This is a genomic window from Nitrospira tepida, from assembly GCF_947241125.1.
GTDB lineage: Bacteria > Nitrospirota > Nitrospiria > Nitrospirales > Nitrospiraceae > Nitrospira_G > Nitrospira_G tepida.
On the sequence record NZ_OX365700.1, the window covers coordinates 2,761,870 to 2,786,906 of the forward strand.

22 protein-coding genes and 2 pseudogenes are annotated in these 25,037 nt (G+C 58.2%); 19 read left to right on the forward strand and 5 right to left on the reverse strand.

What is annotated here, in order from left to right; genetic code table 11:
- The first annotated feature begins 98 nt into the window (after window positions 1-98).
- From QWI75_RS13095 to QWI75_RS13135, 9 genes are all read left to right on the forward strand, one after another.
- Window positions 99-326: a ribbon-helix-helix protein, CopG family gene (locus tag QWI75_RS13095; protein ID WP_289269024.1), complete on the forward strand. Its 228-nt coding sequence runs from the start codon at window positions 99-101 to the stop codon at window positions 324-326.
- Window positions 326-772, forward strand: a complete 447-nt coding sequence (locus tag QWI75_RS13100; protein WP_289269025.1) for a type II toxin-antitoxin system VapC family toxin — start codon at window positions 326-328, stop codon at window positions 770-772. The genes QWI75_RS13095 and QWI75_RS13100 overlap by 1 nt, the downstream gene beginning before the upstream one ends.
- Before the next feature lie 79 nt (window positions 773-851).
- On the forward strand, window positions 852-1,274 hold the full coding sequence (gene ndk, locus QWI75_RS13105; protein WP_289269026.1) for a nucleoside-diphosphate kinase: 423 nt from the start codon (window positions 852-854) through the stop codon (window positions 1,272-1,274).
- A 127-nt stretch (window positions 1,275-1,401) separates the two neighbouring features.
- Complete coding sequence (locus QWI75_RS13110) at window positions 1,402-2,916, forward strand: tetratricopeptide repeat protein (RefSeq protein ID WP_289269027.1); 1,515 nt, start codon at window positions 1,402-1,404, stop codon at window positions 2,914-2,916.
- A 107-nt stretch (window positions 2,917-3,023) separates the two neighbouring features.
- Window positions 3,024-3,413 (forward strand): glycine cleavage system protein GcvH, encoded by a 390-nt coding sequence (gcvH, locus tag QWI75_RS13115; protein WP_289269028.1) that lies wholly within the window; start codon window positions 3,024-3,026, stop codon window positions 3,411-3,413.
- A 73-nt stretch (window positions 3,414-3,486) separates the two neighbouring features.
- Complete coding sequence (gene lpdA / locus QWI75_RS13120) at window positions 3,487-4,914, forward strand: dihydrolipoyl dehydrogenase (RefSeq protein WP_289269029.1); 1,428 nt, start codon at window positions 3,487-3,489, stop codon at window positions 4,912-4,914.
- Window positions 4,915-4,920: 6 nt separating this feature from the next.
- Window positions 4,921-5,526 (forward strand): ComEA family DNA-binding protein, encoded by a 606-nt coding sequence (locus QWI75_RS13125; RefSeq protein ID WP_289269030.1) that lies wholly within the window; start codon window positions 4,921-4,923, stop codon window positions 5,524-5,526.
- Complete coding sequence (tyrS, locus tag QWI75_RS13130) at window positions 5,526-6,752, forward strand: tyrosine--tRNA ligase (protein ID WP_289269031.1); 1,227 nt, start codon at window positions 5,526-5,528, stop codon at window positions 6,750-6,752. Before QWI75_RS13125 ends, tyrS begins: the two co-directional genes overlap by 1 nt.
- Complete coding sequence (locus QWI75_RS13135; RefSeq protein ID WP_289269032.1) at window positions 6,749-7,114, forward strand: hypothetical protein; 366 nt, start codon at window positions 6,749-6,751, stop codon at window positions 7,112-7,114. The genes tyrS and QWI75_RS13135 overlap by 4 nt, the downstream gene beginning before the upstream one ends.
- Window positions 7,115-7,287: 173 nt before the next feature.
- Here QWI75_RS13135 and QWI75_RS13140 read toward each other — a convergent pair whose 3' ends face one another.
- The 3 genes from QWI75_RS13140 to QWI75_RS22865 form a co-directional block, all read right to left on the reverse strand.
- Window positions 7,288-8,238, reverse strand: a complete 951-nt coding sequence (locus QWI75_RS13140) for an IS110 family RNA-guided transposase (protein WP_289266904.1) — start codon at window positions 8,236-8,238, stop codon at window positions 7,288-7,290.
- Window positions 8,239-8,758: 520 nt separating this feature from the next.
- A complete protein-coding gene (locus QWI75_RS13145; protein ID WP_289269033.1) occupies window positions 8,759-9,253 on the reverse strand; it encodes a GNAT family N-acetyltransferase in 495 nt (164 codons plus the stop codon).
- Window positions 9,250-9,558, reverse strand: a complete 309-nt coding sequence (locus QWI75_RS22865) for a type II toxin-antitoxin system TacA family antitoxin (RefSeq protein WP_370693577.1) — start codon at window positions 9,556-9,558, stop codon at window positions 9,250-9,252. Before QWI75_RS22865 ends, QWI75_RS13145 begins: the two co-directional genes overlap by 4 nt.
- A 241-nt stretch (window positions 9,559-9,799) precedes the next feature.
- Here QWI75_RS22865 and QWI75_RS13150 point away from each other — a divergent pair, with 241 nt between their 5' ends.
- The 8 genes and pseudogenes from QWI75_RS13150 to QWI75_RS13180 form a co-directional block, all read left to right on the forward strand.
- A complete protein-coding gene (locus QWI75_RS13150; RefSeq protein ID WP_289269034.1) occupies window positions 9,800-10,015 on the forward strand; it encodes a type II toxin-antitoxin system HicB family antitoxin in 216 nt (71 codons plus the stop codon).
- Between the two features lie 417 nt (window positions 10,016-10,432).
- A complete protein-coding gene (locus tag QWI75_RS13155; protein WP_289269035.1) occupies window positions 10,433-13,294 on the forward strand; it encodes an SNF2-related protein in 2,862 nt (953 codons plus the stop codon).
- A 31-nt stretch (window positions 13,295-13,325) separates the two neighbouring features.
- Window positions 13,326-13,496, forward strand: coding sequence for a UvrD-helicase domain-containing protein (locus QWI75_RS22870; protein WP_370693578.1), 171 nt, complete (start codon window positions 13,326-13,328; stop codon window positions 13,494-13,496).
- 57 nt (window positions 13,497-13,553) lie between these two features.
- Window positions 13,554-14,680, forward strand: a protein-coding gene (locus tag QWI75_RS13160; protein WP_289269036.1) for an IS3 family transposase whose coding sequence is annotated in 2 segments (ribosomal slippage) — window positions 13,554-13,800 and window positions 13,800-14,680 — 1,128 coding nt in all. Because the reading frame shifts where the segments join, the coding sequence is not laid out codon by codon here.
- Between the two features lie 135 nt (window positions 14,681-14,815).
- The gene (locus tag QWI75_RS13165; protein ID WP_289269037.1) at window positions 14,816-15,010 is read left to right on the forward strand and encodes a DUF2283 domain-containing protein; all 195 of its coding nucleotides are present in this window, start codon (window positions 14,816-14,818) and stop codon (window positions 15,008-15,010) included.
- Window positions 15,011-15,065: 55 nt separating this feature from the next.
- Window positions 15,066-15,359: a nucleotidyltransferase family protein gene (locus QWI75_RS13170; protein ID WP_289269038.1), complete on the forward strand. Its 294-nt coding sequence runs from the start codon at window positions 15,066-15,068 to the stop codon at window positions 15,357-15,359.
- Window positions 15,349-15,702, forward strand: coding sequence for a HepT-like ribonuclease domain-containing protein (locus tag QWI75_RS13175; protein ID WP_289269039.1), 354 nt, complete (start codon window positions 15,349-15,351; stop codon window positions 15,700-15,702). The genes QWI75_RS13170 and QWI75_RS13175 overlap by 11 nt, the downstream gene beginning before the upstream one ends.
- A 25-nt stretch (window positions 15,703-15,727) precedes the next feature.
- Window positions 15,728-16,324, forward strand: a pseudogene (locus QWI75_RS13180) (DEAD/DEAH box helicase family protein); the annotation flags it as partial.
- 227 nt (window positions 16,325-16,551) lie between these two features.
- On the opposite strand, the gene QWI75_RS13185 reads toward QWI75_RS13180, so the two are convergent.
- Window positions 16,552-17,660 (reverse strand): IS3 family transposase gene (locus QWI75_RS13185; protein ID WP_289269041.1). Its coding sequence is split into 2 segments (ribosomal slippage): window positions 16,552-17,384 and window positions 17,384-17,660, totalling 1,110 coding nucleotides; the frame shifts between segments, so codons are not numbered across the junction.
- A 31-nt stretch (window positions 17,661-17,691) separates the two neighbouring features.
- Here QWI75_RS13185 and QWI75_RS13195 point away from each other — a divergent pair.
- A pseudogene (locus QWI75_RS13195) lies at window positions 17,692-19,798 on the forward strand (DEAD/DEAH box helicase); the annotation flags it as partial.
- A gap of 1,986 nt (window positions 19,799-21,784) precedes the next feature.
- Here QWI75_RS13195 and QWI75_RS13200 read toward each other — a convergent pair.
- A complete protein-coding gene (locus tag QWI75_RS13200) occupies window positions 21,785-22,411 on the reverse strand; it encodes an Lcl C-terminal domain-containing protein (protein WP_289269044.1) in 627 nt (208 codons plus the stop codon).
- Window positions 22,412-23,746: 1,335 nt separating this feature from the next.
- Between QWI75_RS13200 and QWI75_RS13205 the strand changes: the two genes are divergently transcribed.
- Window positions 23,747-24,787 (forward strand): AAA family ATPase, encoded by a 1,041-nt coding sequence (locus QWI75_RS13205; RefSeq protein ID WP_289269045.1) that lies wholly within the window; start codon window positions 23,747-23,749, stop codon window positions 24,785-24,787.
- The last annotated feature ends 250 nt before the right edge of the window (window positions 24,788-25,037 follow it).

A 25,037-nucleotide genomic window follows, 5' to 3' on the forward strand; every position in this document is an offset into this window, starting at 1 on the left:
ATGGTTGGCCGGACTCTGGCCGTCGACCCACACCGCAATAAACGCACACAGCAACTCTCTTGCCTTACTCCCATCAGTTTGATATGGTTTTCCATACTATGAAGACGACCTTGAACATCGACGATACCATTATGGCTCAACTCAAGCGCGAGGCGGCCAAACAGCGCCGTACGATGTCCGAGTTGGTCGAGATGGCATTACGCCTGCTCTTTCAGACTCAGAAACCCCGGCGGCCCCTTCCTCCATTACCGTCCTTCAAGAGCGGCGGATACCTGGTGGATATCGCCGACCGTGAAGCGCTGTATCAAGCCATGGAAGGGCGGTAGTGTTCGTTGTCGATACCAATGTGCTGGTGTATGCCGCGGACGAGGATGCCCCTGGGCATGCACGTTGCCGGCAGCTCCTCGAGGAGTGGCGTTCTCAGCGGTCCGCATGGTACACCACCTGGGGTGTGCTGTATGAGTTCCTCCGAATCGCAACACATCCCCGCGTCCTGCGAATGCCATGGACCGCGAGCAAGGCTTGGACCTTTGTCGACGCCCTGCTCGGCTCGGCGGCGCTGAGTCTCTTAGTGGAAACCGACCGTCACGCCGCCATCGTCGAAGAGGTCCTCCGGGATGTTCCGCATCTTAATGGGAACGTGGTTCACGACGCCCATACGGCCATCTTGATGAAGGAACACGGCATACGCCGCATCTATACGCGCGACACCGACTTTCACCGCTTCCCATTCCTGGAGGTCATCGACCCGTTGACGATCAAGCCAGCTTGATCGATGGCGTCCACGCGGCCATTCACAGGTCCGCAGCCACAACCTTATCTCGTCTGACGACAGAGGAGACGCACAGACTATGAGCGAACTTACGCTTGCGATCATCAAACCCGACGCCGTGAAGAAGCACGTGATCGGGGACATCATCAGCCATTATGAGAAGGTCGGCCTGCAGCCGGTCGCGATCCGGATGATGCACCTGTCGAAATCCGCGGCGCAGGGGTTCTACGCGGTCCACAAGGCCCGGCCCTTCTTCGACAGCTTGACCACCTTCATGTCCTCCGGCCCGGTCGTCGTCCTGGTCCTTTCCGGGGAGAATGCCATCAAGAAGCATCGCGATTTGATGGGCGCGACCGATCCCGCCAAGGCCGACAAGGGGACCTTGCGGGCCCTCTATGGAACCAACATCGAGTATAATGCCGTCCATGGTTCCGACGGCCCCGACACGGCACAGTTCGAAATCGGCTATTTCTTCCCCGGCATGGACCTCGTCACCCGATAGAGTTTCGCCCACGCACCGCACCACGCCCAGCAGAGATCGGCAGGGAGGGCCGCTCCGTACGAGCGGAGCGGCCCCTCTCAAGCCGCACCATCATCGGAGGCGGCGTCCGCCGAGAAGGTTCTTTCCCTTGGTTGCACCCTGTCTCCTGTTGCTGACCCTGTTCATGACCGGCTGTCCGGCTCAACGGCCGACGCCAGCGACCGCCCCGGTTCCTTCCCCGGTCTCGCGAACAGCCCAGACCGAAGCCGAAGTGCGCGCGCTGGCCGAAGCCCGTTCTCATTTCGACGCGGGACGATACGGGGTGGCAGTCCGGCTGCTCCGTCACTTCCTTGAGCTGCACACCCATTCGCCGGCGATTCCCGAAGCGCGCTGGCTGCTCGGCCGCTCCTATGAAGAACTCGGGGAATGGCATGCGGCGTTGACTCAATACCGGCTGGTGGCGGCGGAGGCCACGCGCCCGCCGGGCCTCTCGCCGGCCATGAACACCCAGGTGCGCGATCGGCTGAGCCTGCTCACCAGACGGCTTGGGCGGGCGGCGCCGGGCACGGCCGGATCGATCGCGGTGTGGGTGGACCCGTCCGCGCTGCCGGAGCCGGCTCTACGCGCACAGTGGCTCACCACCTTCATTGCCGAAGGCGTAACCACGCTGGTCTTCGACGTCGGCCCCCTGGGGCCGGGCGACGTTCCCGGAAACAACCACGAGCGGCCCGGCGCTCAATCCACGCACGGAGTCTATTTCCGCACGACCTGGGCGTCTCTCAAGCGGGACCTGTTTGGAGAAATGCTGCCGCTGGCCCGTGATCTCGGCCTCACGGTCTTCGCCTCGATGGACATCACCACGATTCCCTGGCTCGATCCGACACTGGGCTGGACGACGTATGTCTATGACGACCACACGCGCCAGCTCGTGCCCAGCACGGCCTTCGATCCGTTGCACCCGGCCATCCAGGAGTATTTGACGGGACTGTTGACCGACCTGGCCCGGCTGCAAATCGACGGACTCTTTCTCCGCGTGGGGGAACGCACCGGCCCCCGCTACCATGTCAGCGGCCGCGGGCTCGATCAGTTCGGCTCCCAACTGCCGGCCAATCTCGATCCGAAAACCATCTTGATCGTCGGCCGCAGTCTCCCGCCATCCGGTTCTGGCTCGCCCTCCGCCCCGCAGCCGGCTCCCGCGACTCCCCCAGACCAGGCGGCCATCTTCTGGCGATGGGCTGGGTGGCAGGCGCGTGAGCGTCTGGCCATGCTGTTGGCCCTCCGTGCGTCGCTCCGCCGCTATCAGAGCGGCCTCCAGGTCGTCGTGGCGCTTCACGATACGGCGGTGACCAAGCCGCTCGACGCCTTGATCGACCACGGCGAGGATCTGTTGGAAACGACGACCCGCGGCCTGCCGGTGGCGCTTCCCTTCCCCTCGTCACGGACTCTGTTGGCTTCCGCCGATCCCGATGAAGGCTGGCGGCTCGAATACCTCAGCCGGTTGGTCAATGTGATCGGCTCGCCCGAACGGATCTGGATCATCGTCCCGGTCGCGGCGCCGGACCGCGCGAGCGTCGTTCGCGAACTGCACACCTCCGTCGTGGAATTCGCCCGCACGAGAGGCTTGAATGTGCTGTTCGTTCCGCAGCCGCCACGAGGCCGGTGATTTCTTGACAAACGGGGAGGGCTGCACTACGATCCCGCGTTCACGTGCGCGCGACGCGCGATCACGGACGCAGACAGGGAATCGGTGAGAACCGGAAGGACGGACGCATGAATCCACCAGACCTCCGCTACCATGAAGAACATGAATGGATCCGTGTCGCCGGCAAGCAGGCCACCTTGGGCATCAGCCATTTTGCGCAGGACGCATTGGGCGACATCGTGTTCATCGACCTGCCCAAGGTCGGCCTGCAGGTGAAGGCCGGCCAGCAGATCGGCGAGGTGGAATCCACTAAAACGACCTCCACCATCTACACGCCCGTCAGCGGCACGGTCACGAGCGTGAATCCGGAATTGAAGGACCATCCCGAAGTCGTCAACAGCGACCCCTATGGCAAGGGCTGGATGGTCGTGATCGACTTGAGCCAACCGGCCGAGGTCGAGACCTTGATGACCGCCGCCCAGTACGACACCTTCCTGGCCTCTCAAAAGAAAGGTTAAGGCCGAGGTTGAGGTTGAGGAGTCGCTGCTCCCCTCAGTCTAAACCTAAGCCTTAACTTGAGCTAGACCCTCCATGTCGTCGAACCTTCACATTGTTATCATCGGCGCAGGTCCCGGCGGCTATGTGGCGGCCATCCGCGCCGCGCAGCTTGGCGCAACGGTCACGGTCGTGGACCGCGAGGCGCTGGGGGGCGTCTGTCTCAACTGGGGCTGCATCCCCAGCAAGGCCCTTCTCTCTGTCGTGGACCTGGGAGACAAGGCCAAGAAGGCCGCCGACCTGGGACTTTCCTTCGGTGGTCCCGCGACCTATGATCTCGCGCGCATGGTGGCCCGGAAAAATAAGGTCGTCACCGGACTCGTCAAGGGCATCGCCACCCTCTTCAAACATTGGAACATCAACTATCTGGAGGGGACCGCGCGATTGCTCGACGCGCGCACCGTTCACGTAGCCTTGAACACGGGGGGGGAACAACAGATCTCTGCGGATGCGATCCTCCTTGCCACCGGCTCCTCCTGGCCCAACCTTCCATTGTTTCCGATCGACGGCAAGCGGATCCTCACGAGCCGCGAGGCCTTGGAGCTGACCGAGCGACCGTCGAGTCTCTTGATCGTCGGGGCCGGCGTGGAAGGCTGCGAGTTCGCCTCTCTCTTCAGCGGGCTCGGCACCCAGGTGATAATGGTGGAGCTGCTGTCCCGCATCCTCCCGTTGGAAGACGAAGAAATCTCCACCGCGATGGACCGCGAGCTTCGCAAGCGGGGCGTGACCATTCACACGGGCACGCAGATCACCGAATTCCAGAGTGACGACTCCGTCCTGACCGCCATCCTTGCTGACGGCACACCCCTCTCCGCAGAGAAATTGCTAGTCTCGGTGGGGCGGGGATTCAATTCGAAGGGGATCGGACTGGAGCAGGCCGGGGTTGCGCTTGGGCGGCGCGGCGAGATCCTCGTCAATGAGCGGCTCGAAACCAGCGTGCCCGGGATCTATGCCATCGGAGACGTGACCGGCAAGGCCATGTTGGCCCATGTCGCGTCGGCACAGGGCAAGGTGGCCGTCGAGAACGCGCTGGGGCAGATCCATGAGATCAATTACAATGTGATTCCAGCCGGCATTTTTACCTTGCCGGAAATCGGGCGGGTCGGGTTGACGGAACAACAGGCCCGCGAGCGGGCGCAGAGTTTGGGACAAGACCCGGACAAAACGCTCAAGGTTGGACGGTTCCGCTACGCGGGCTTGGGCAAGGCCCAGGCGGTCGGCGACACGGCCGGGTTCTACAAAATCATCAGTGAGGCGGAGAGCGGCAGGATCCTGGGCGCCCATATCATGGGAGCCCATGCCGCCGATTTGATCCATGAGGCCGCATTGGCGATGGAGGTCGGAGCTTCCGTCGCGCAACTGGCCCGCATGATCCACGCGCATCCGACCTTGGCCGAAGGCCTCATGGAGGCGGCCGAGGATGTCGATGGGTTGGCGATTCACTTGGCCCGCAAAAAGGCGTGACCTTCGATGGAGATCAATCCGCCATCCTCTTCGCCCGGTCGGTCCATCACGCTTGGCCGCTCGCTGCTGATCAAGGCGTTTCTGTTCGCGGGTGCGACGTGGGCGATCAGTTGGCTGTCGATCCACATGCCGACTCCGTTTACCTTGTCGGAGCTGGCACCTCGTTCGCCGGATCCGATCATCGTGACTCTCCCGGCAGAGCCCGCTCCACCCGCAAACACTGTCGCCGTCCAAACGGATCCAACGGCGCCGCCAGCGAATGCGCTAACCGCTCGGACGGCCGCGCAACCGCAAGCAGGCCGTTCCGCCGGCGCGAACGCTCCCTCGCCAACGGTGAGGGGGGAGGCGCTTGCACAGCGGCTCGACCTCAATCGGGCGACGCAGGCCGAGCTTGAACGGCTCCCGGGCATTGGACCGGGATTGGCCAAACGTATCCTGGACTATAAACAGTCACATGGCCGATACAAGACCGTGGAAGAATTGCGGGAAGTGAAGGGAATCGGCGAAAAACGATGGAGGAAGCTCGAACCGTTGTTGACGGTAGTGACCACGGCTCCTCCGGCGTCCTCTGGCTCGCACAAGGGCACCGATCCCAAGAACGGGCAAACCTGATGAACGAACTCTCGCGCCAATTGGAGTTGATCCTCCGGGGCTCCGTGGAAGTGATCCAGCGGACGGAACTCGAAGCCAAGGTGGCCCGCTCGCTCAAGGAGCGTCGCCCCTTACGCGTGAAAGCCGGCTTCGACCCCACGGCGCCGGACCTCCATCTCGGCCATACGGTGCTGATCCACAAGTTGAAACATTTTCAGGACCTCGGCCATCAGGTCCTGTTCTTGATCGGCGACTTCACCGGACTGATCGGCGACCCCACCGGCGTCTCCGAGACCCGCAAGGCCCTGACCAAAGAGCAGGTCCTGGAGAACGCGGGGACCTATCAGCGGCAGATCTTCAAGATCCTCGATCCCGCGAAGACCTCCATCGTCTTCAACAGCGAATGGATGGGGCGGATGACGGCGGAGGGGCTCATACAACTGGCCGCCCATTACCGGGTGGCCCGCATGCTGGAACGGGACGATTTTCACAAACGCTATCAGGAGCAGAAGCCGATCAGCGTCCACGAGTTTCTCTATCCGCTCGTTCAGGGTTACGACTCGGTGGCGCTGAAAGCCGACGTGGAACTCGGCGGGACGGACCAAAAGTTCAACCTGCTGGTCGGGCGGGAGTTGCAGCGCGACTACGGGCAGGAGCCCCAGATCGTCCTGACCATGCCGCTCTTGGAAGGGACCGACGGGGTCAAGAAAATGAGCAAGAGCCTCGGCAATTACATCGCGTTGGAAGATACGCCGGCCGACATGTTCGGCAAGCTCATGTCGATCAGCGACCCGCTGATGTGGCGCTATTACGAACTCCTGACGACGGAAGACCTGGCACAAATCCGCGCCCGCCATCCGATGGAGGCGAAACTCGCCCTCGGCGAGCAGATCGTGGCCCGCTACCATGGAGCCGAGGCGGGGAGGCAGGCCCGTGAATCGTTTCAACTGAAGTTCCGCGAGCGGGAATTCCCCGACGAGCCGGACGTGCGCCTGACCCTGACACTCGCGGACGTCAAAGACCCGGCTGCTCCTGCGATCAGCTTCACGGACCTCATCGCGAAGACCGGCTTAGTCTCCTCCAAGGGCGAGGCGCGGCGGCTGCTGGCGCAGAGCGGCGTCGAATTGGATGAACGGAAACTGACGGACATCAACGGGATGCTCGCGCTCCAGTCGGGCCGGCAATATCGGCTCCGCGTCGGCAAGCGGAAATTTGCCTTGATCGAATTCACCTCCTCACCGGCGTGAAGCGTTTCCTACGATCGCTCGTCTTCCTGTTGTTCCTCGTCGCCTGCTCCAAGCCCGACTGGGATATTCCTTCCGGGTTGGAATCGGAGCCTGCCGTCCAGCAGAGGGTGCTGAGCGTGGTGCCGGTCGGCACCCCGCTCATCGATGCCAAGCAGCGAATGGAAGCCAATGGCTTTGCCTGCGTCTTCCAGTGGCATGCCATATGGAACGGGCAGCAAAACGCCTCGTACCTCTATTGCCATCGCGAGGAGGGCGGCCTGACGAATGCGCGGCAATGGCAAGTCGCCTTCCCCATCCATGCCGGAACCGTGATGGAAGCGTTGGTCGTCTCCGGCGAGATAGGTTCCCGGCCGTTACCTTGACTTGACCGGCAAGCGCGTCACAGGATCGCGCATCCACACACTCGTGCGAGCTGGCGTAGCTCAGTGGTAGGGTCCTAGCCCACATTATTCATGACGGTTCGTGACGAAACCGCCAAGACGCCAGGCGAGACGGGCAAGCGCAGCCGCGAAGGACCAAGCAACTGTCTTGAATGTCAAGCTCTCCGTGCAGCGGCCGGTTGCCATGGAGTCCCATGATGTACCATCGCATTGAGAATGGTCAGCAGCTTGCGCATCGCGGCGACCAGCGCGACCTTGGATGCTTTGCCGGCGGTACGCAGTCGCTGGTAGAACTGCCGGATGACGGGGTTCCAGCGCGTCGCCACCAAGGTCGCCATGTACAGCGCGGTGCGGACGGGGGCCCGCCCACCCCAGATGGTGCGTCGGCCGCGCAGCCGCCCACTGTCCCGATTGAAGGGCGCGACGCCCACCAAGGCCGCAATTTGCTTGCGATTCAGCAAGCCCAACTCCGGCAGCTCGGCCAAGACCGTGCGACTCATTACCGGTCCGATGCCGGGCACGCTCTGCAACAAATCTTCGCGTGCACGCCAGATGGGGCTCTCTTCAATCATGTCATCGAGGTCCTCGTCGAGCCGGGCCAGTTCGGTGCGCAACCAGCGCAGATGGGCTTCAATCCGCTTCCGCACGCGGGCTGGAGCTCGGTCCAACCGGTTCTGCTCGGCCCGCTGCATCGCCAGCACTTGGCGGCGTCGCGCCAACAGGGCCGCCAGTTCCGCGGTCTGCGGATCGGGGAGCGCCCGCACTTCCGGTTGGATGACCTCTGCGAAGCGGGCCAACACCTGCGCGTCCAGCGTATCGGTCTTCGCCAACCGGCCCGTCGCTTTGGCAAAGTCCCGGACCTGGCGCGGATTGACCGCGATCACGGGCAAGGCGGCGTCCACCAGCGCCCGCAGCAACGGCCGTTCCAAGCCCCCGGTGGCTTCCACGACAATCCGTATCGGCGATACCTGGCTCAGCCGTGCGATCACCGTGCTGATTCCCTGGGCATCATACGGGACGCTCAGCGGCGTGCCAGCCGGCCGCATGGCGACGTCCAGCTGCGCTTTCGAGATATCAATTCCGACACACACCGACGATGTCTGCATCGCCTCCTCCTTGGTGAAGCCCGTCCTTGTCTTGATGCGGGCTCGGTGGCCCAGGCAACTGTGCGGGCTTATGGAATAGGGAATGTGACGACCCGGCTCGGCCGCGGTCTCTTCGGACCGGAGGCGTATCGATCTGTCACATTCCGTATGTCTCATGTACCACAATTCCAAGATACAAGGCGTACTTGAAACAGTACGTTGAGGCAGCGAGCAACGAGCCTGTCCGCCAGCATGCCGCCAAGCCGCATGCTGGCTTGTCGTAGCGGCGTATCGGCGGTTGCAGTAGAAGCGGTCATGAATAATGTGGGCTAGCTTCCCAAGCGGAACAAAGGGGATTGCTCAAGTCATCAATGACATGGGCAATCCCCTTGTCATTTCTGGCGTTTCACGCTTTCCTTTGCTCATTTCTCTTTGTCGCTCTTTGTCTGAAATCCGGCCCATTCGTCGGAATTTCTAACACTGTAATAACACTTGCTCTGGCTGGAGACATTATGAAGGGACGGTGTTGATGATGTAGGAATTATGAGAGGATCTTTCGAACATCTTTAAGGAGCATGAAGAGATGCAAGGGATCAGTTGGCGACGGAAGGAAATCGAAGCGCCCGTAAAATTTTCTGGCCGCCTGATCTTTGGCATGGACCACCAAGGCACGAATTCCTGCAATGTCGGCAGCCTGGAGAGTCCGGAGCATCGCGTCCTTCAACAGAGCAGCACCGACCCCTTGTTTCTGCCAGCGGAGATCGACGGCTAACCTGGCGAGCAGCATAAGGGGAATGGAATGCTTGGCCAGCCCCTTCTTCACTCGCTCTGGGGCATGTTCTTGCTCTACAGAGCCCACAGCGAGAGCGTAATAACCGATCACCGTTTCATCGGCCAACCCTACATAGGTCTGCGCCCCTCCGCTGTGTTGATTGTGGAGGGCGTACTTCTGGAGAAAGCGAGTGAGAGCTTCCTGTCCACAGTCGAATGCTTCAACGGCGTGATGCGGTTGAAGCTTTTCGATGCGCCTCGTCAACGCTTTTCTTGAGCGTTTGGTGTCGGCGTAGCATCAAAGAAGCCTGGTTCTGTGAGGAGACGCTGCATCCGAGGGAGGGGGCGAGTCGGAGCATCCAGTGCAGCCAAGAACTCAGTCCACTTGGCCTTGCTCAAAGGGAACGTTCGGCGATCTGCCAAGGCTTCATCTGCCCGAGCCAGTGCGCTTTCAAGGACAAACGCGCTTACTGTACGATTAGAGACAGAGGCAGCAGCCTCCAGCGTTCGCTTGGCTGCGGAACTTACCCGAAGATCCAATTTTTCAGTCCGAAGTGCACGGGCTGGCATAGGTCACCTCTGTTGCGGATAAAGATAACGCAAGAATCATATCATGTCAAGACAATGTCATGACTCTAATATCATTAAGTTACAGTGTCTTAAAATACATGGCGCTCGTAATGCACTTAGGATGATGTGGGACATTGAAGAATGACACAGAAAATGCCAGAAACCTGTTAGATCGCATGAGGAGCCATATTCGCAATAGAGTGGGGCCATCAACAAAATGACAGGAGGGATGTAATACGCGATGATTTTCCATGTGATGTTGGAGCAAGCGGGAGATGGCTGGGTTGTCGTAGAGTGCCCAGCGCTTCCCGGCTGTGTCTCCCAGGGAAAGGATGAGAAGGAAGCTCTTGACAATATCAAGGAAGCTATCACGGCGTGGCTGTGGGCCGAAGACCAGAAGGCGCTGAAGGCCTTTCCCCTAAAGCCCGGGCAAGAACGAATTGTGGTTGCGGTCTAGAAAATGACGAGGCTAGCCAATATTTCCTACCGATACAGGGACTCATCGCCCATGGACGGCGGCTTATCCGGCAAAGATCATATCTTCATCCGGCACATTTCGCGGGCTCCTCGACTACTGCCCGGACCTCTATGCTAATCCTCCTCACACCGCAAGAGATTTCTGGTCCCTTCCCCAGTTCCAATTAGAAGCAGGTGCTTCGAGCAATGGAAGGATTCGTTCCTGCGCGAAGGTATTCCCTTGTCCTCTTCGTTCCGTTTGCGGGCCTATCTCGGTGATGGACTACTTTGATCGCGGAAACAATCAAACTTTAGAGCATAATCTCGCTTATTTAACAGGCCCTTCGGCGGGGCTTGCCGCAATGGTTTGCTTCCCCAGGTGGGGTTGGTTCGGATTGAAAATGTCGCGACGAACGGAATGAATTCTCACACGCTCACGCCCTACCACGCCAAGTACTTCGCCCATGAACTTACCAAGCGTTGTCCGTCGGACAGCATGGAGAAGCTGGCCGGGGCGTTGGTCGATGCCCAGGTTGACTTGAATCCGCACCAGATTGAAGCTGCGCTGTTCGCGTTTCGATCACCGCTCTCGAAAGGCGCCATCCTCGCGGATGAAGTTGGCCTTGGAAAAACAATCGAAGCGGGGCTTGTTCTTTCTCAGAAATGGGCCGAGCGGAAGCGACGCGTGCTCGCCATAACGCCCTCAAATCTCCGCAAGCAGTGGCATCAGGAACTCCAAGAGAAGTTCTTCCTACCGTGCCGCATTCTGGAGACGAAGTCCTACAACGCCGCTGTGCGGCAGGGGAATGTCCGCCCGTTCGAATGCAGCGACGTCGTCATCTGTTCCTACCAATTCGCCCGATCAAAGGCCGGAGAGATCAGCCTCGTGCGATGGGATCTCGTTGTCATTGACGAAGCCCATCGCTTGCGAAACGTCTACAAGCCGACCAATGTCATCGCCAACACGCTGAAACAGTCGTTGAAAGAAGCGCCGAAGCTTCTTTTGACCGCCACACCTCTGCAAAACTCGCTTCTCGAACTCTATGGGCTGGTCAGCGTAGTAGACGACCGCATCTTCGGCGACCTCAAGAGTTTCAAGGAACAGTTTGCGAACCTCCAGAACAACGCGACCTTCGACGTTCTGAAAGCACGCCTGCAACCGCTCTGTAAACGAACTCTGCGGCGCCAGGTGTTGCCCTATGTGCGATACACGAAACGGCTGCCCATTGTGCAACCGTTTACGCCGGCGGAGAGCGAAGACCGCCTTTACCATCTGGTCTCGGACTATCTCCGCCGAGACAATCTTCAGGCGTTACCGGCCAGCCAACGGTCGCTCATGATCCTGGTGCTGCGGAAGCTCCTGGCCTCATCGTCCTTTGCGATTGCAGGGGCCTTGGAATCGATGAGCGGGCGCCTACGTGACCGGCTCAGACTGGCCGAAGGTCCTAAACCACTCGAAGAAGCGCTCGAAGAAGACTTTGAGGCGCTCGATGAAATTGCGGAAGAATGGGAAGAGGACGAGGCTCCACCTGAGCCGCTGAGCGAAGCCGACCGCAAGGCCATCCAACAGGAAATCGACGACCTTGAAGGATTTCGGAAACTGGCCGTCTCCATCACCCACAATGCGAAGGGGCAGGCCCTGCTCACGGCGTTGCGAACAGCCTTCGCCAAAGCGGCAGAACTCGGTGCGGCACAGAAAGCCATCATCTTTACCGAGTCGAGACGAACGCAGGAATATCTCCTCAGAGTCCTCACAGACAGTCCCTGGAAAGACCACATCGTCCTCTTCAATGGCTCCAACAACGACGAGAAATCGAAGCAGATCTATTTGGAATGGCTCTCGCGCCATCAGGGAACCGACCGTGTCACAGGGTCTCGCTCCGCCGATATGCGCTCGGCCATCGTGGACTACTTCAAAGACCAGGGCCAGATCATGATCGCTACAGAAGCAGGAGCCGAGGGCATCAACCTCCAATTCTGCTCGCTGGTCGTGAACTACGATCTTCCCTGGAACCCTCAGCGCATCGAACAACGGATCGGCCGCTGCCATCGCTATGGGCAGAAGCACGATGTCGTCGTGGTGAACTTTCTGAATCAAACCAATGAAGCCGACCAACACGTCTTCCGCCTGCTCTCCGAAAAGTTTCAACTCTTCGAAGGTGTCTTCGGTACCAGCGATGAAGTGCTTGGGGCCATTGAGTCCGGCATGGACTTTGAAAAACGGATCGCCGACATCTATCAGCGCTGCCGGACTCCGGAGGAAATCAAGGCCTCATTTGACCAACTCCAGAGCGAACTCGGCGCTCAAATCGACGAGGCCATGACGCGCGCCCGGCAGCTTCTCTTCGAGCACTTTGACGACGAAGTGCGCGAGAAGCTGCGGGCGAGCGATGAACGTTCACGGCTGTATCTCAATCGTTATGAGCGGATCTTGATGCAGCTCACCCGCTATGAATTAGGCGACCATGCCGAATTCCTCACGGATTCCTCGTTCCGGCTCAAATCCTGTCCGTTCTCGGGAGACATTCCCCTTGGCCTCTATGAATTGCCTCGCCGGTCTGGCGAAGCCCATCTGTATCGGCTTGCTCATCCCTTGGCAGAGCAGGTCCTCGCCCAGGCTAAGAACCGTGTGCTGGACCCGACAGAACTCTCATTTGAGTACAGTAAGCATGACGGTAAGGTGAGCCTCATCCAACCGCTGATCGGCAAATCCGGCGTCCTGAGCATCTCACGATTTACTGTCGAAGCGCTGGACCAAGCCGAGGACTACCTGATCTGTGCAGGAGTGACTGATCACGGAGAGGTCTTGGATGAAGACATCATCCACAGGCTCTTCACTCTGCCGGCTCGCGTCCATCACTCCACGACCGCGTTATCTGAACATCCAATAATCCGGAAACAAACGGAAGAGCGGCAGAACGCCATCAGGCGCCAGATTTCGCAGCGCAATGCGGACTTCTTTGAGGCCGAAGCCGAGAAGCTCGATGCCTGGGCCGATGACCTAAAACTGGGGTTAGAGCGGGAAATCAAGGAACTGGACCGACAGATCAAAGAAGCCCGAAAGGCGGCGGTCGCATCCCTCACGTTAGAAGAGAAACTGGCCGGTCAAAAACAGATCAAAGCCCTGGAAACTGAACGAGGCAAGCACCGCAGGGCCCTCTTCGACGCCCAGGACGAGATCGACCGCCGGCGGGAGCAGTTCATCGCCGAGATTGAGGGCAAGCTCCAACAACGAGTTTTCACTGAACCGTTGGTTTCTCTTCGCTGGAGATTGATGTAATCTGCAACCACATTTGTGGGGAGCCACTTGAATGAGTTGGAATGAAGGGTTAGCTGGCCAAGCGCTTCATATCGCACAAACGAACGATTCGCCTCTCTGGGTAGCGGCTGGGCCAGGTACGGGGAAGACATTCGCTTTGATGAGAAGGCTAGCGAGGCTATTGGAGATAGAGGGGGCTCCGGAAATTCGGACAGTGTGGTAAGTGGTAGCCTGGCTTCACCACCGCCACCGCGAGGTGGCCGACGAGAGGAGCGAGGCAATGAAACGCACGAGACGGAATCATGGCGCCACCTTCAAGGCGCAGGTCGCATTGGCCGCGGTCAAAGGCGACAAGACGCTCGCCGAGTTGGCCGAGCAATTCAGCGTCCACCCCACTCAGATCACCGAATGGAAGCAGCACCTGGTGGGCCGGGCGGCGGACGTGTTTGGCGGGACGAAACCGTCGTCGGAGGCACCGGATCTCAAGACGCTTCATGCGAAGATCGGGCAACTGGCGTTGGAGAATGATTTTTTAGAAGGCGCGCTCATCAAGGCGGGCTTGCTGAGCGCAAAGCGATGATCGATCGCACGCATCAATTACCAATCGGGCGGCAATGCCAACTGCTGAAGCTGGCCCGGTCCACGGTCTACTACCAGCCCGTGCCGGTGTCGTCGGAGACGCTGGCCCTGATGCGCCGGGTTGACGAACTGCATCTGCAGTATCCGTTTGCCGGCGCCCGGATGCTCCGGGATGTCCTCCGGGGCGAGGGCCATGGAGTCGGACGGCGCCATGTGGCGACGCTGATGCGGCGCATGGGGATCACGGCAGTCTACCGCAAACCCCGCACCAGTCACCGGCATCCCGCCCACCGGATCTATCCCTATCTGCTGCGCCAGCTCACGATCACGCGTCCGAACCACGTGTGGGCGGCGGATATCACCTACATCCCGATGCAGCGCGGCTTCGTCTATCTCTGTGCCATCCTGGACTGGGCCAGTCGCCGGGTGCTGGCGTGGCGGCTGTCCAATACGTTGACGACGGACTTCTGCGTGGAAGCCGTGCGGGAGGCGATCACCCGGTATGGTTGCCCGGAGATCTTCAACACCGATCAAGGCTGTCAGTTCACCAGTCAGGAATTCACCGGGCTTCTGACAGCCCACGGCATTCAGATCAGTATGGATGGAACCGGGCGTTGGCGCGACAATGTGTTCGTCGAACGGCTGTGGCGGAGCCTCAAATATGAAGAGGTCTATCTCCACGCCTACGAGACCGTTACCACGGCCCAACAGGGGTTAGGACGCTACCTGACTTTCTATAACCAGACGAGACCCCATCGGGCTCTTGACGGGCGGACGCCGGATCGCGTGTACTTTGACAACCTGCCCGCACGGCACACTGCCGCGTAGGCAAAACACCGCGAGGCGCCACTTAAGAACTGAAAGATTCTGTCCAAACAAGCGGAGCCCCCTCTCTTGTCTCTGGATTCCCGCTTGCGCGGGAATGACGGAATGCCTCCGACCTGAACCGACTTGGAGGAAGCCATGAAGGTGAAATATGACGAAGAAGTGGACGTGCTGACGATCGAATTCAGTGATGCCCCAGTCGAGGAGAGCGACGAGGACAAGCCTGGTGTCATTCTGGACTATGACAAGGATGGGAACATCGTAGGTATGGAGATCCTCAACGCCTCGAAGCGGGTGCAGAATCCCAAGTCTGTCGAATACGCGGTAGCGTAACATTCGGGCTTGGAGCGACGCTCTCTACCGAGACAAGCTCCCTGGAGGACTACGCATGAGCAAAGAGCGAATCCTGTCCCTCTTAGCCAGCCGGCGAGAAGACATTCTTGTGAAGTTTGGCGTGAGAAAACTGGGCATCTTCGGATCGGCCGCCCGGGATGACATGCGAAGCGGGAGCGACGTGGACATTCTGGTCGAGTTTCAGGCCCCCGCGACGTTCGATCAATACATGGACCTGAAAGCCTATCTCGAGACCCTGCTCGGGACGACCGTCGATCTCGTCACGGAAGATGCCCTGAAGCCGCGCATGGGCCCTCTCGTTGAGAAGGACCTGGTTCGTGTCGCGTAACTGGCTGTTCTACCTTGAGGACATCGTCGAGAGTGCACGGAAAATTCGACGTTACACAGACGGCTTGACCTTCGTGCAGTTTCGCTCGCAGGACATGGTTGTTGACGCGGTTGTCCGCAATCTGGAGATCATTGGAGAAGCCGCGAAGCATCTGCCTGAGGAAGCGAAGACTCTGACACCCGATGTGGATTGGTCGAAGGCCGCCGGATTCCGTGACGTGATCGCTCATGGGTATTTTGGGTTGGACCTGCACGTCATCGGGGACGTGGTCCAAACGAAACTCCCGCTGCTCAGCCAATCGGCTGAGCAGGTCCTCCATCAGTTTAGGAATCGGTCCCAATAGGCGCGCGCTTTTGAGCCGTCTCACCATGAACCGCCACGTCAATGCCATCGCCGGACGCCTAAGCCTCCGACCTCCGCAGCGGCAGTCGCTCGAGATCCTGGACCGGGTCACCGAGATCGTGCCGCCGAAGAAGGGAACCGACCTGGTCTCGGCGCTGGAGGTGATCCACCGCGAGTTCCCAACGGTGACGGATTTCGAGCGCGACTTCCCTTCGCTCTGTTTCGCTTTGGCCACCGGAGTCGGGAAGACGCGACTCATGGGCGCCTTCATCAGCTATCTGCATCTCGCTCACGGAATCAATCACTTCTTCGTGCTGGCACCGAACCTGACCATCTACATCAAGCTGATGACCGACTTTACACCGAATACACCGAAGTACGTCTTCACCGGTATTGCCGAGTTTGCCACAGAGCCACCTACGATCATCACCGGGGACAACTATGAGTCCGGGGTTGCAGCTCGCCTTACTTCGTTACCTGGCTTCGGCCAAGAGGTGCACATCAACATTTTCAATATCTCGAAGATCAACTCGGAGGTGCGAGGCGGCAAAGCGCCACGGATTAAACGACTGTCGGAATACATTGGCCAGAGTTATTTTGATTATTTGGCAAGTCTCGAAGACTGAGCTTCCCCCCATTGTTTGGACAGGTTTTCATCTGAATTAAGCTAATGGATCTTTCCCTCCTTCCCTCCTTTCTTTTAGAGTTCTTCTGACTCCTGTTTCCCCAGAGGCGCGGGCCACAAACCGTCAATGCGTGGTTTGGGTGCAGGGGCATTTCAACACTTCGCTCCAGGATCGGTTATACGGGGCGATCGCCTGTCGGTCCATACCGGAGTAGCCCCCTCGACTCAGCCAAAATGCACCTCGGCCGGGGTCCGTCGGCCCAAGCTCTGGTGCCGTCGTTCGGTGTTGTAGAACAGAAAATACCGCTGCAACCCGGCCCAGGCCTCGGCTCCGTCGGCGTCGTCCCGCAGGTAGATCTCCTCGTACTTCACGCTCCGCCACAGCCGTTCCACAAAGATATTGTCCAAGGCCCGGCCGCGCCCGTCCATGCTGATGCGGACGCCCGCGCCCTCCAGCCGCCCCGTGAACTCGTCGCTTGTAAACTGCGCCCCTTGATCCGTGTTGAAGATCTCCGGCTGCCCGCTCCCCAACGCGTTCTCCAACGCTTCCAGGCAGAACAGCGCGTCCAGCGTGTTGGAGAGCGCCCACGCCAGCACGTAGCGGCTGTACCAGTCCAGCACCGCGACCAGGTACAGGAACCCGCGCCGCATCGGCACATACGTGATGTCCGCACACCACACGTGGTTCGGCCGCTCCACCGCCAGCTCCCGCAGCAGATAGGGATACGTCGGATGCGCGGGCTGCCGGCGGCTCGTGTGCGGGCCCGGCAGCACCGCTTGCAACCCCATCACCCGCATCAGCCGCGCCACCCGCTTGTGGTTGACCACGTGGCCCAATCGCTGCAGCCAATCGGTCATCCGGGGCACTCCGTAAAACGGCCGTTGCAAGTACAGTTCATCGATCAGCCGCATCAACGTCAGATTCTCGGCCCGTTCGGGCACTGGCTCGTAGTAGTAGGTCGAGCGCGCCAGGCCCGCCACCACACACTGCTGCACGATCGACACGGCACCCGGGTCGGCGTGGATCCATCCGCGGCGGGTCTCCCGCGGCACGCTCAGAGCTTTTTTCGCAGCCACTCCAGCTCCATCTTCAGGCGGCCGATCTCCTGGTACAGCGGGGCCGTCACCACCTCCTCGCTACGCCCCGTGCCCGCCAGACCTCGCCGGAACACCTCCGGCGCCCCGTCTAGCAACTGTCGCTTCCAATGGGCAATCACCGTCGGGTGCACACCATGGACGGCACTCAATTCACTCAGGGTCCGCACCCCCTTGATCGCCTCCACTGCCACCCGCGCTTTGAACTCCTCCGAATGGGTCTTCCGTTTTGGGGCCATAGGTGTCTCCCGGTTTTTGCGACGGTCGTTCTACCATAATTTCTTGGCTTCACGACCTGTCCAAAAAACGGGGGTAACTTCAGACCTCGTTCTGCTTATGGATGAGTCCCATCGGTATCGAGCTTCGGCCGGTGTCCGGGCAATCAATGAGTTGAGACCTGTCCTCGGGCTGGAACTGACCGCAACACCGTTTGTTGAATCGAGCAAAGGCCCCGTGCAATTCAAGAACGTCATCTATGACTACCCATTGGCCAAGGCAATGGCCGATGGCTTTGTGAAAGAACCGGCGGTGGTGACACAGAAGAATTTCAACCCCAGCCAGTTTACCCCGCCTCAACTTGAGCAGATCAAGTTGGAGGATGGAGTCCGTTTGCATGAGAACACCAAGGTCGAGCTGGAAACCTATGCGCGGCAGACCGGGCAGCGAGTGGTCAAGCCTTTCATGCTGATCATTGCCCGCGATACGACCTATGCCAGCCAACCAACTGCAGTTGATTCAGTCACCGCAGTTCTTTGAAGGCCGGTACAAGGACAAGGTCATTCAGGTGGACTCCAGCAGGACCGGCGTGGAAGAAGATGAGATGGTCCAGCGCCTCCTGGCTGTTGAGAGTTCAGATGAGCCGACTGAGATTGTGATTCATGTGAACATGCTGAAGGAGGGGTGGGATGTCAGGAATCTCTACACCATCGTCCCGCTCCGCGCCGCCAATGCGCGCACCCTTATTGAGCAATCTATCGGACGCGGCCTCCGCCTTCCCTACGGCAGACGCACCGGGGTGAACACTGTGGATCGGCTCAACATCGTGGTGCATGACCGCTTCCAGGAGATTGTGGATGAGGCCAATCGGCCGGACTCACTGGTCCGGCTGACCCAGGTGATTCTCGATCCGGCGACGGATCTCCAGAAAACGAAGACCGTCGTGGCTCAGCCAAAGATTGAGGAACAGATTGCTGCCGCGGACTCTGCCGTCTTCACCAGCGAGGTGGAGCGAAGGATTGCCGAGGCGACCTATCAGGTCATCAACAAATACGAGAACTTGCCGACCTCCAGTTATCTCCTGAAGCCGGAAGTCCAAGCCAGGATTGCCGAAGAAGTGAAAGAATATGTGACGCCAAGCCAGCAGGCGCTTCCGGGAATGGCCGCGACACCGAGCATTGCCGATGTCGTTGCAAAGACCGCTGAACTAGTCGTGCAACAGACGATCGATATTCCCCGCGTTCTGGTGGTGCCAAGAGGTGAAGTGACCACAGGCTTTCATGCGTTCACGTTGGATTGTTCGGGCATCCACTACCAGCCAGTTGCGCGAGATCTCTTGATCCAGCACCTTCGGACCAATCAACAGGAGACGCTGAGCTGCGGTGGATCTCTGCAGGCAGAACAACGGTTGGAGGATTATGTGGTCCGAGGCCTCATCGATTTCGACGATATTTCTTACGATCAACATGCGGACCTGCTCTATGACCTGGCTGGACAACTCGTCCGGCATCTGCGCTCCTACCTCTCCGAAGAAGATGCGCGCAATGTGCTGATCTACTACCAAAAGCCGCTTTCCGCCTTCGTCCATGCTCAGATGCAAGACCATCAATGGGAGAAGGCGACGGGCTACGATGTGCAAGTGAGCAAGGGCTTCACCAAACTGAGAAAGCCTGCCTATACCGCGAAAGACGGAGAACCCATTCACGATTTCCGCGAAACCTTCGAGGACAAGAGCTGCATTCCCCAGGTTCTCTTTGGAGGCTTTCAGCGATGTCTCTTTAAGCAACAGAAGTTTCAGTCTGACTCAGAGAGGAAGCTGTCGGTGATTCTGGACCGGGATGCGCAAAAGTGGTTTAAGCCGGCACAGGGGCAGTTTCAGATTTCCTACAAGGTAGGTGTGGACCAGCGTGAATACGTGCCTGACTTTGTGGCTGAGACCACGGACTGTATCTACATGTTGGAGCCTAAAGCGCGAAACGAAATGACCAGCTCTGAAGTCCTCGCCAAGAAGGAGGCAGCCGTCACCTGGTGCGCCCGCGCCACCACCCATGCCCTCGGCAACGGCGGCAAACCGTGGAAGTATGTCCTCATCCCACACGATGTGATCGCGGAGAATATGACGCTGAGCGGATTGGTTGCTCAATTTGCGACATCCGTGTAGCGGCTCGGAACATGGTCACAGGAGGAATAGTAAGCTGCCAGGGTACGCTTCCCCGGAGTGAGTGTTGAGAGGAAGCCCTCTGAGGCAAGAGCGCCGTCTAGACACCAATCTGGCATTCCTGTATAAAGAGTATCCTATCCGGCGCATCCGTACCGCCGGACGCTTGGAGCCTTAACTGTCTCCGCAAGAAACCGAAGCGAGCGGGCGTAGCTCAGTGGTAGAGTCCTAGCTTCCCAAGCTGACAAAGGGGGATTACTTAAGTCGTTGTTGGCTTGAGTAATCCCCTTGTCATTCCTGGCGAAACACACCATTGCCTGTTCATCCCGCGTTGGTTCCTCATCCTGCTCTTCTGCCCATTTCGTTGGTCTTCCTAACACCGTAATAACACCTGACAGAGAGCACGGTTTCAGGCTCCACGGGAAGGCTCCATGAGTCCTGGTGGTCATGCCGGGTAGGAACATGCCGGATAGGGGTCATTCCCCAAAGCGACTCTGCAACCCTCGTGCAACCAGATTGCTTCACGCTGAGCCACCCCGCTGACTCACGCTGCTCAGGCCCCCCTCAGGGGGTGCACCCTTGGGGCAGGTGCCGGGGGTGGGGGTGGTGGTCCATGTGCCAGGGCTGACAGTGCTCAGGGAAAAGGCCCCGGAAATTTTAGCGGGTGGCAAAAGGTAGGTGGAAAGGGGGCTGATTTGCCATAAAAAAGGATTTTGGAAGGATTTTGGGGCAGTTTAACGAGAAAGCTGTAGATTTCATTAGCTTACGTAGTCTTTAGTATGTGCAATGTCCGCGTGGACTCGGCGGTGACTCGGCGGGAAACCTCCGGTGGATAGACCCTGCCTGGATTTCCGTCCGGCCTCGGGTGCATAGGGATCGGGACGGAAATTACCTGGAGAACTTGTGTCGAAGCTGAGTGAAGGGGAACCCTATCGGCCCGGCAATGACACGGGTGTCGCTGTTGTCGTAGAATACAGCCGTCCAGCCAAGCGCGGGGTGCACGATGAGAATTCTACTTCCTGCCCTGCCCCTTCTTCTCTTGCTTTCAGGATGCGCCACAGTTGACGGAGAGCAGGTAGCCTCGGAATCGGTTGTGGCAGATGAGGCTACATGGAATCCATGCGCGGGGCATGCCGACGAGAAAGTCATGGGGCCTGTTGAGGACATTCGACGGGCTGTGGCTGCTGGGGACCAAGCTGGCATTCAAAAGGCTATGAGAAACTTGTTGGCCTCCTTAGTGAAACTGGCATGACATGGGGACAGCGATTTGCGGATAACTATTTTAGGACTGGCATACAAGCTCGTCAGCGAGCGTATGCGTCTAAACTGGCCGCTGATGTGGTCATGAACGAGATGCGGATGCCACGTGTCGTTGATGCGGTACAGCACGGTTTCCCCATTGAGTGGCTCATCCCAGGTGAGCAGACCCAGGCACTTTATGGGCACTTGATTCCTGCTGAGCCTCTCCAGTTTACCGCCGAAGGCGAGCCAGTGACATCGGTGAGACTTACCCCAACGCCAGCAGCGCCAGGGCAGAAACCGGCTGGAGTGGCCCTATGTCCACACGCTCGGTTGACTCCGTTTCAGACGAAAGTGTGGACAGGCGAACCGGAGGCCCAAGGGATCAAATCGAGCCAGCGAGACGAAACATCGGACTTTTCCCAGACTCGGAATGACCAGCAGCAATATTCAGTGTTTCAGCCACCTCAACAACTCATCCCAACACCAGGCGGCAGGGCGTTGCTCGGACCATACACACCCAACGCGTACGGCCCAGGAATGAATGCCGACGCCACGGGTAGACCATTTATATGGCAGCCAGATCCGGGTTTCGGTCCACCAGACCACTTTAGCACAGTGAAACCCGATGCCTACGGCCTTGGGGTTGGTATGGACCAATATGGACGACCTGTGAGGCCAGCTTGTCCACCAGGATGGGCAGGACCTTGTTAGTCCCTATTCGGTAAGAAACCAAGCTAGCTTGAAGATTCAATAGGCATCCGCGTTCATCGGACCACGCACACACCAGACATGTTGGGTGTCGGTTTTCCCTCCCCAGCCCACGTTGCCACCTGCGAAGTCCACGAGCCATGCGAGCGTAGAATTCTCGGCAACGGTAGTCGCCGACCAATAAGGGAATGACTGGACCCCTGTAAAGGTGCTCGTTGGCACAAAAGGTGATGGTAGCCCGGCGTCTTGGAGGCTCTTCAATTCGATTGCCGAGGGTAGCCGCCACCCAACCGTGCTGCCAACGCTCTTATTAACACAATCGCGGATCGCTTCGACCCAAGAGCGGGTGATGGCGACAGGCTGCTTCTCCCAAACCAATCCAGTGTTGTTGTCTCTTACCGCTACTACTCCCCCAAAGTTTGCTAAGACGGTAAACCGCGAAGCACTCGGGAAATTCTTGTCCCAGTTCTGAGTGACTCCCTGAAGGTTCAGGCCGTCTATCTTGGATTCGAGCACGTTGAGTTTGTCCAAAATCTGTTGCTCGGTAGTGGTATTCTGCGCATTGACAGATGCCGATCCACCATCACCACCACCGCACCCGAGCAAGAAACAAAGTGGGATGCTCAGAACAACCAATCGCAGGGCATGAAGTAGGAAGATGTTCATGGTGGCCTCCTCCCTCAACGGTAAAACCCCTGACCCAATTCCGGCCCCCGATGTGGCGCTATTCTAGGAACCCGCAAGAAGGTATGACAAGAACGGAAAGTGAGAAATGGTGGTATTTTGCCAGAATCAGCAGGCGGTTGCTGGAAGCTACAGATGTCTCTATTTAGCGAGAGGTCCCCGCCCTGACAGGCGGGGTCTCCGTTGTTTCATGCATCGCATGAGCCGCTTCGCGGCTCCCGGCTCTCACCCCCATCCTTCCTGATGGGGAACTCCCGCTAGATTAGACAAAATTAACGTCCTGACCCGGTTGTTTTTAGGCCCACAAAGGCGTTAGATAAATACCCTTCTTACAAAGCCCCTGCGGCGATTGAGCAGTAGTCCTACTATACAGGTGTTAACAGCATGCTCCCGCCCGCCCTTAAGGGCGGGCGGGCATAGCAGGTAGATGCTCTTCCTCTCCGACAATGGGGGTCTAGGGGTGGGGGGCCGTCCGCATTGGTGGCCACGGCAGCGATAAATGGGTCACCCATCTACCGCGAACGCAGGCGATTCTCCAACCCGTCGGCGAGAAAAAAAAGTGGGGGAGGGGTCGTTAAAAAACACGGCCAAAAACCGTTTATTCCATTGGAAGAGTAAACGAAATAGCGCCAGCCTGGCAAACCCAGGATTTGCTTTCAAGACATCAGCCGGAGAGGATTTGCAACACGCGAATAAGTGAACCATGGAAAAGGAAAAATTTTTTCCAATTGGCCGTTGCGCTCTTGACAATGGGCATGGCCCATGATTAGCTGGAATCACGATGGCAATAAAACACCTACGTGTCATTTTGCCGGTTTGACAGTCGGAAAGAAGTCTGAGGCGCGGTTGAGCGCTGAATGCAATATGGGTGTGGGGAATGCTCGCGTAGGCTTTGTGTGTCCTGAGTGCCGCTAAACGTACTCTGTCTACCTACTCACTAGGTAGCAGCTACCTCTCCACAGTATCAGTCCTCGTCCTCCCTATATACATACTCCCTATATATCTATAGCTCCATAGCAGTGCATTCGTTACTTCGAGGGCCTCTCCCCACCTAGGGAGGAGGCCCTCTTTGTTATAGGCGTCCCTTTTTTTTTGTGTAGGGACGGTCAACTTCACTCATTAACCATAGGGAGGATGTATGCACATAACAGGAATCCATAGGGCGAGTAGTAACACGGTCTATTTCTATGCCCTCTGTATACAGGACTTCACCCATATAGGGATAGGTCTAGCCAGGTATAGGAGAGACAGTACGAACAGATGGCGATGGGATTACACAGTGACCACACTATTGAACAATAAGCAAGGAGATCGAACATGCCGATTCTAAGTGCAGTGACAATAGGAGCAAGTCTGCTAGACGTTCAAACGATCATTGACGGTGAGCTACCAGCGGTAGATTGGGTGGTTGATCGGCTCATAGCGAAGGGTGACCGAGTACTGGTCTATGGTGAGCCTGGGTCACTGAAGTCATGGTTGATGCTCGACCTGGGCTTACATATCGCTGCTGGGACTCCCTGGCTGGGACATTTCGAGATTCCAGAAAGGAAGAGGGTTCTCTACATAGACGAGGAAATGAGCCCACGCACATTAATTCGACGAGTAAAGAGGCTGATCGAAGGGTCAGACCTAGAGACGGACTCCTTGCCCTTCAAGGCACTGACCCTTTGTGGGGTGAGGTTCACCGATGAGAGTGTGGGGACAACCCTCTTAGCTGGGCTCGCTACTCACGGGTTTAGCCCGGAGGTAGTGATCATTGAGACCATGAGAAGGGTTCTACATGGGAGTGAGAACAACGCCGATGAAGTAGGAGCCTTCTGGAGATGCGTTGATTTGCTCAGGAAAGAAGGGAGGAGTCTAATTATCACCCACCACATGAAAAAGCCTTCAATGCATGGTGCCAATGAGTCCGTTTATAGAGCTAGCGGTAGCACTGATGTGTTGGGAGGGTCAGACTCAGCCTTTGCAGTAGAAAAACTACAAGCCAATAAGGTCTGTGTGACATGCGTTAGAGCTCGCAATACACCTGAGGCATCACCGTTTTATGTTTCCCTACATGACACAGGGCCGGAAACACCGGCTTCAATGCGATTTGAGGGCCAAGGCGGTGCTCTAGTAGTGCCACAGAGCCGGGTTGAGGAGGTGGCCAACTGGATAGAGGAGTATCTGAGGGATCAGCAAGATCAGCAGGCGACGACTGCACAGATCCGGCAGAATCTAGACACGGCACATCGTGTATCAAGCGATAGATGCGAGAAAGCCCTTAGGAGGCTTAGAGAGACTGGCAGAGTTACCCAGCCGGTGCACGGAGCCTACCGTATAGCGACTCAACAGGAGGTTGCCAGTGTCACAAACTGATCCGCCAAACCGCCTTACTTATATAAGTCGGCGGTGGCGGCGGTCTTTTGTGGACCGCCGGGCCAAAGACCACCGAGGCGGCGAGACTGGAAATACACGGGAGAACACTGTCCACGTGAACGGGGGCCAATTCCGAGCACGAGCGTAGCCTGAAGCGGAGCGAGTGCGAGGCTCTTGTTTCCTAAATACGAGGGTACTAACGAATCTAAACAATAGAGACTAGGACAGGCTAATAGCTTCCCTAGGTTAA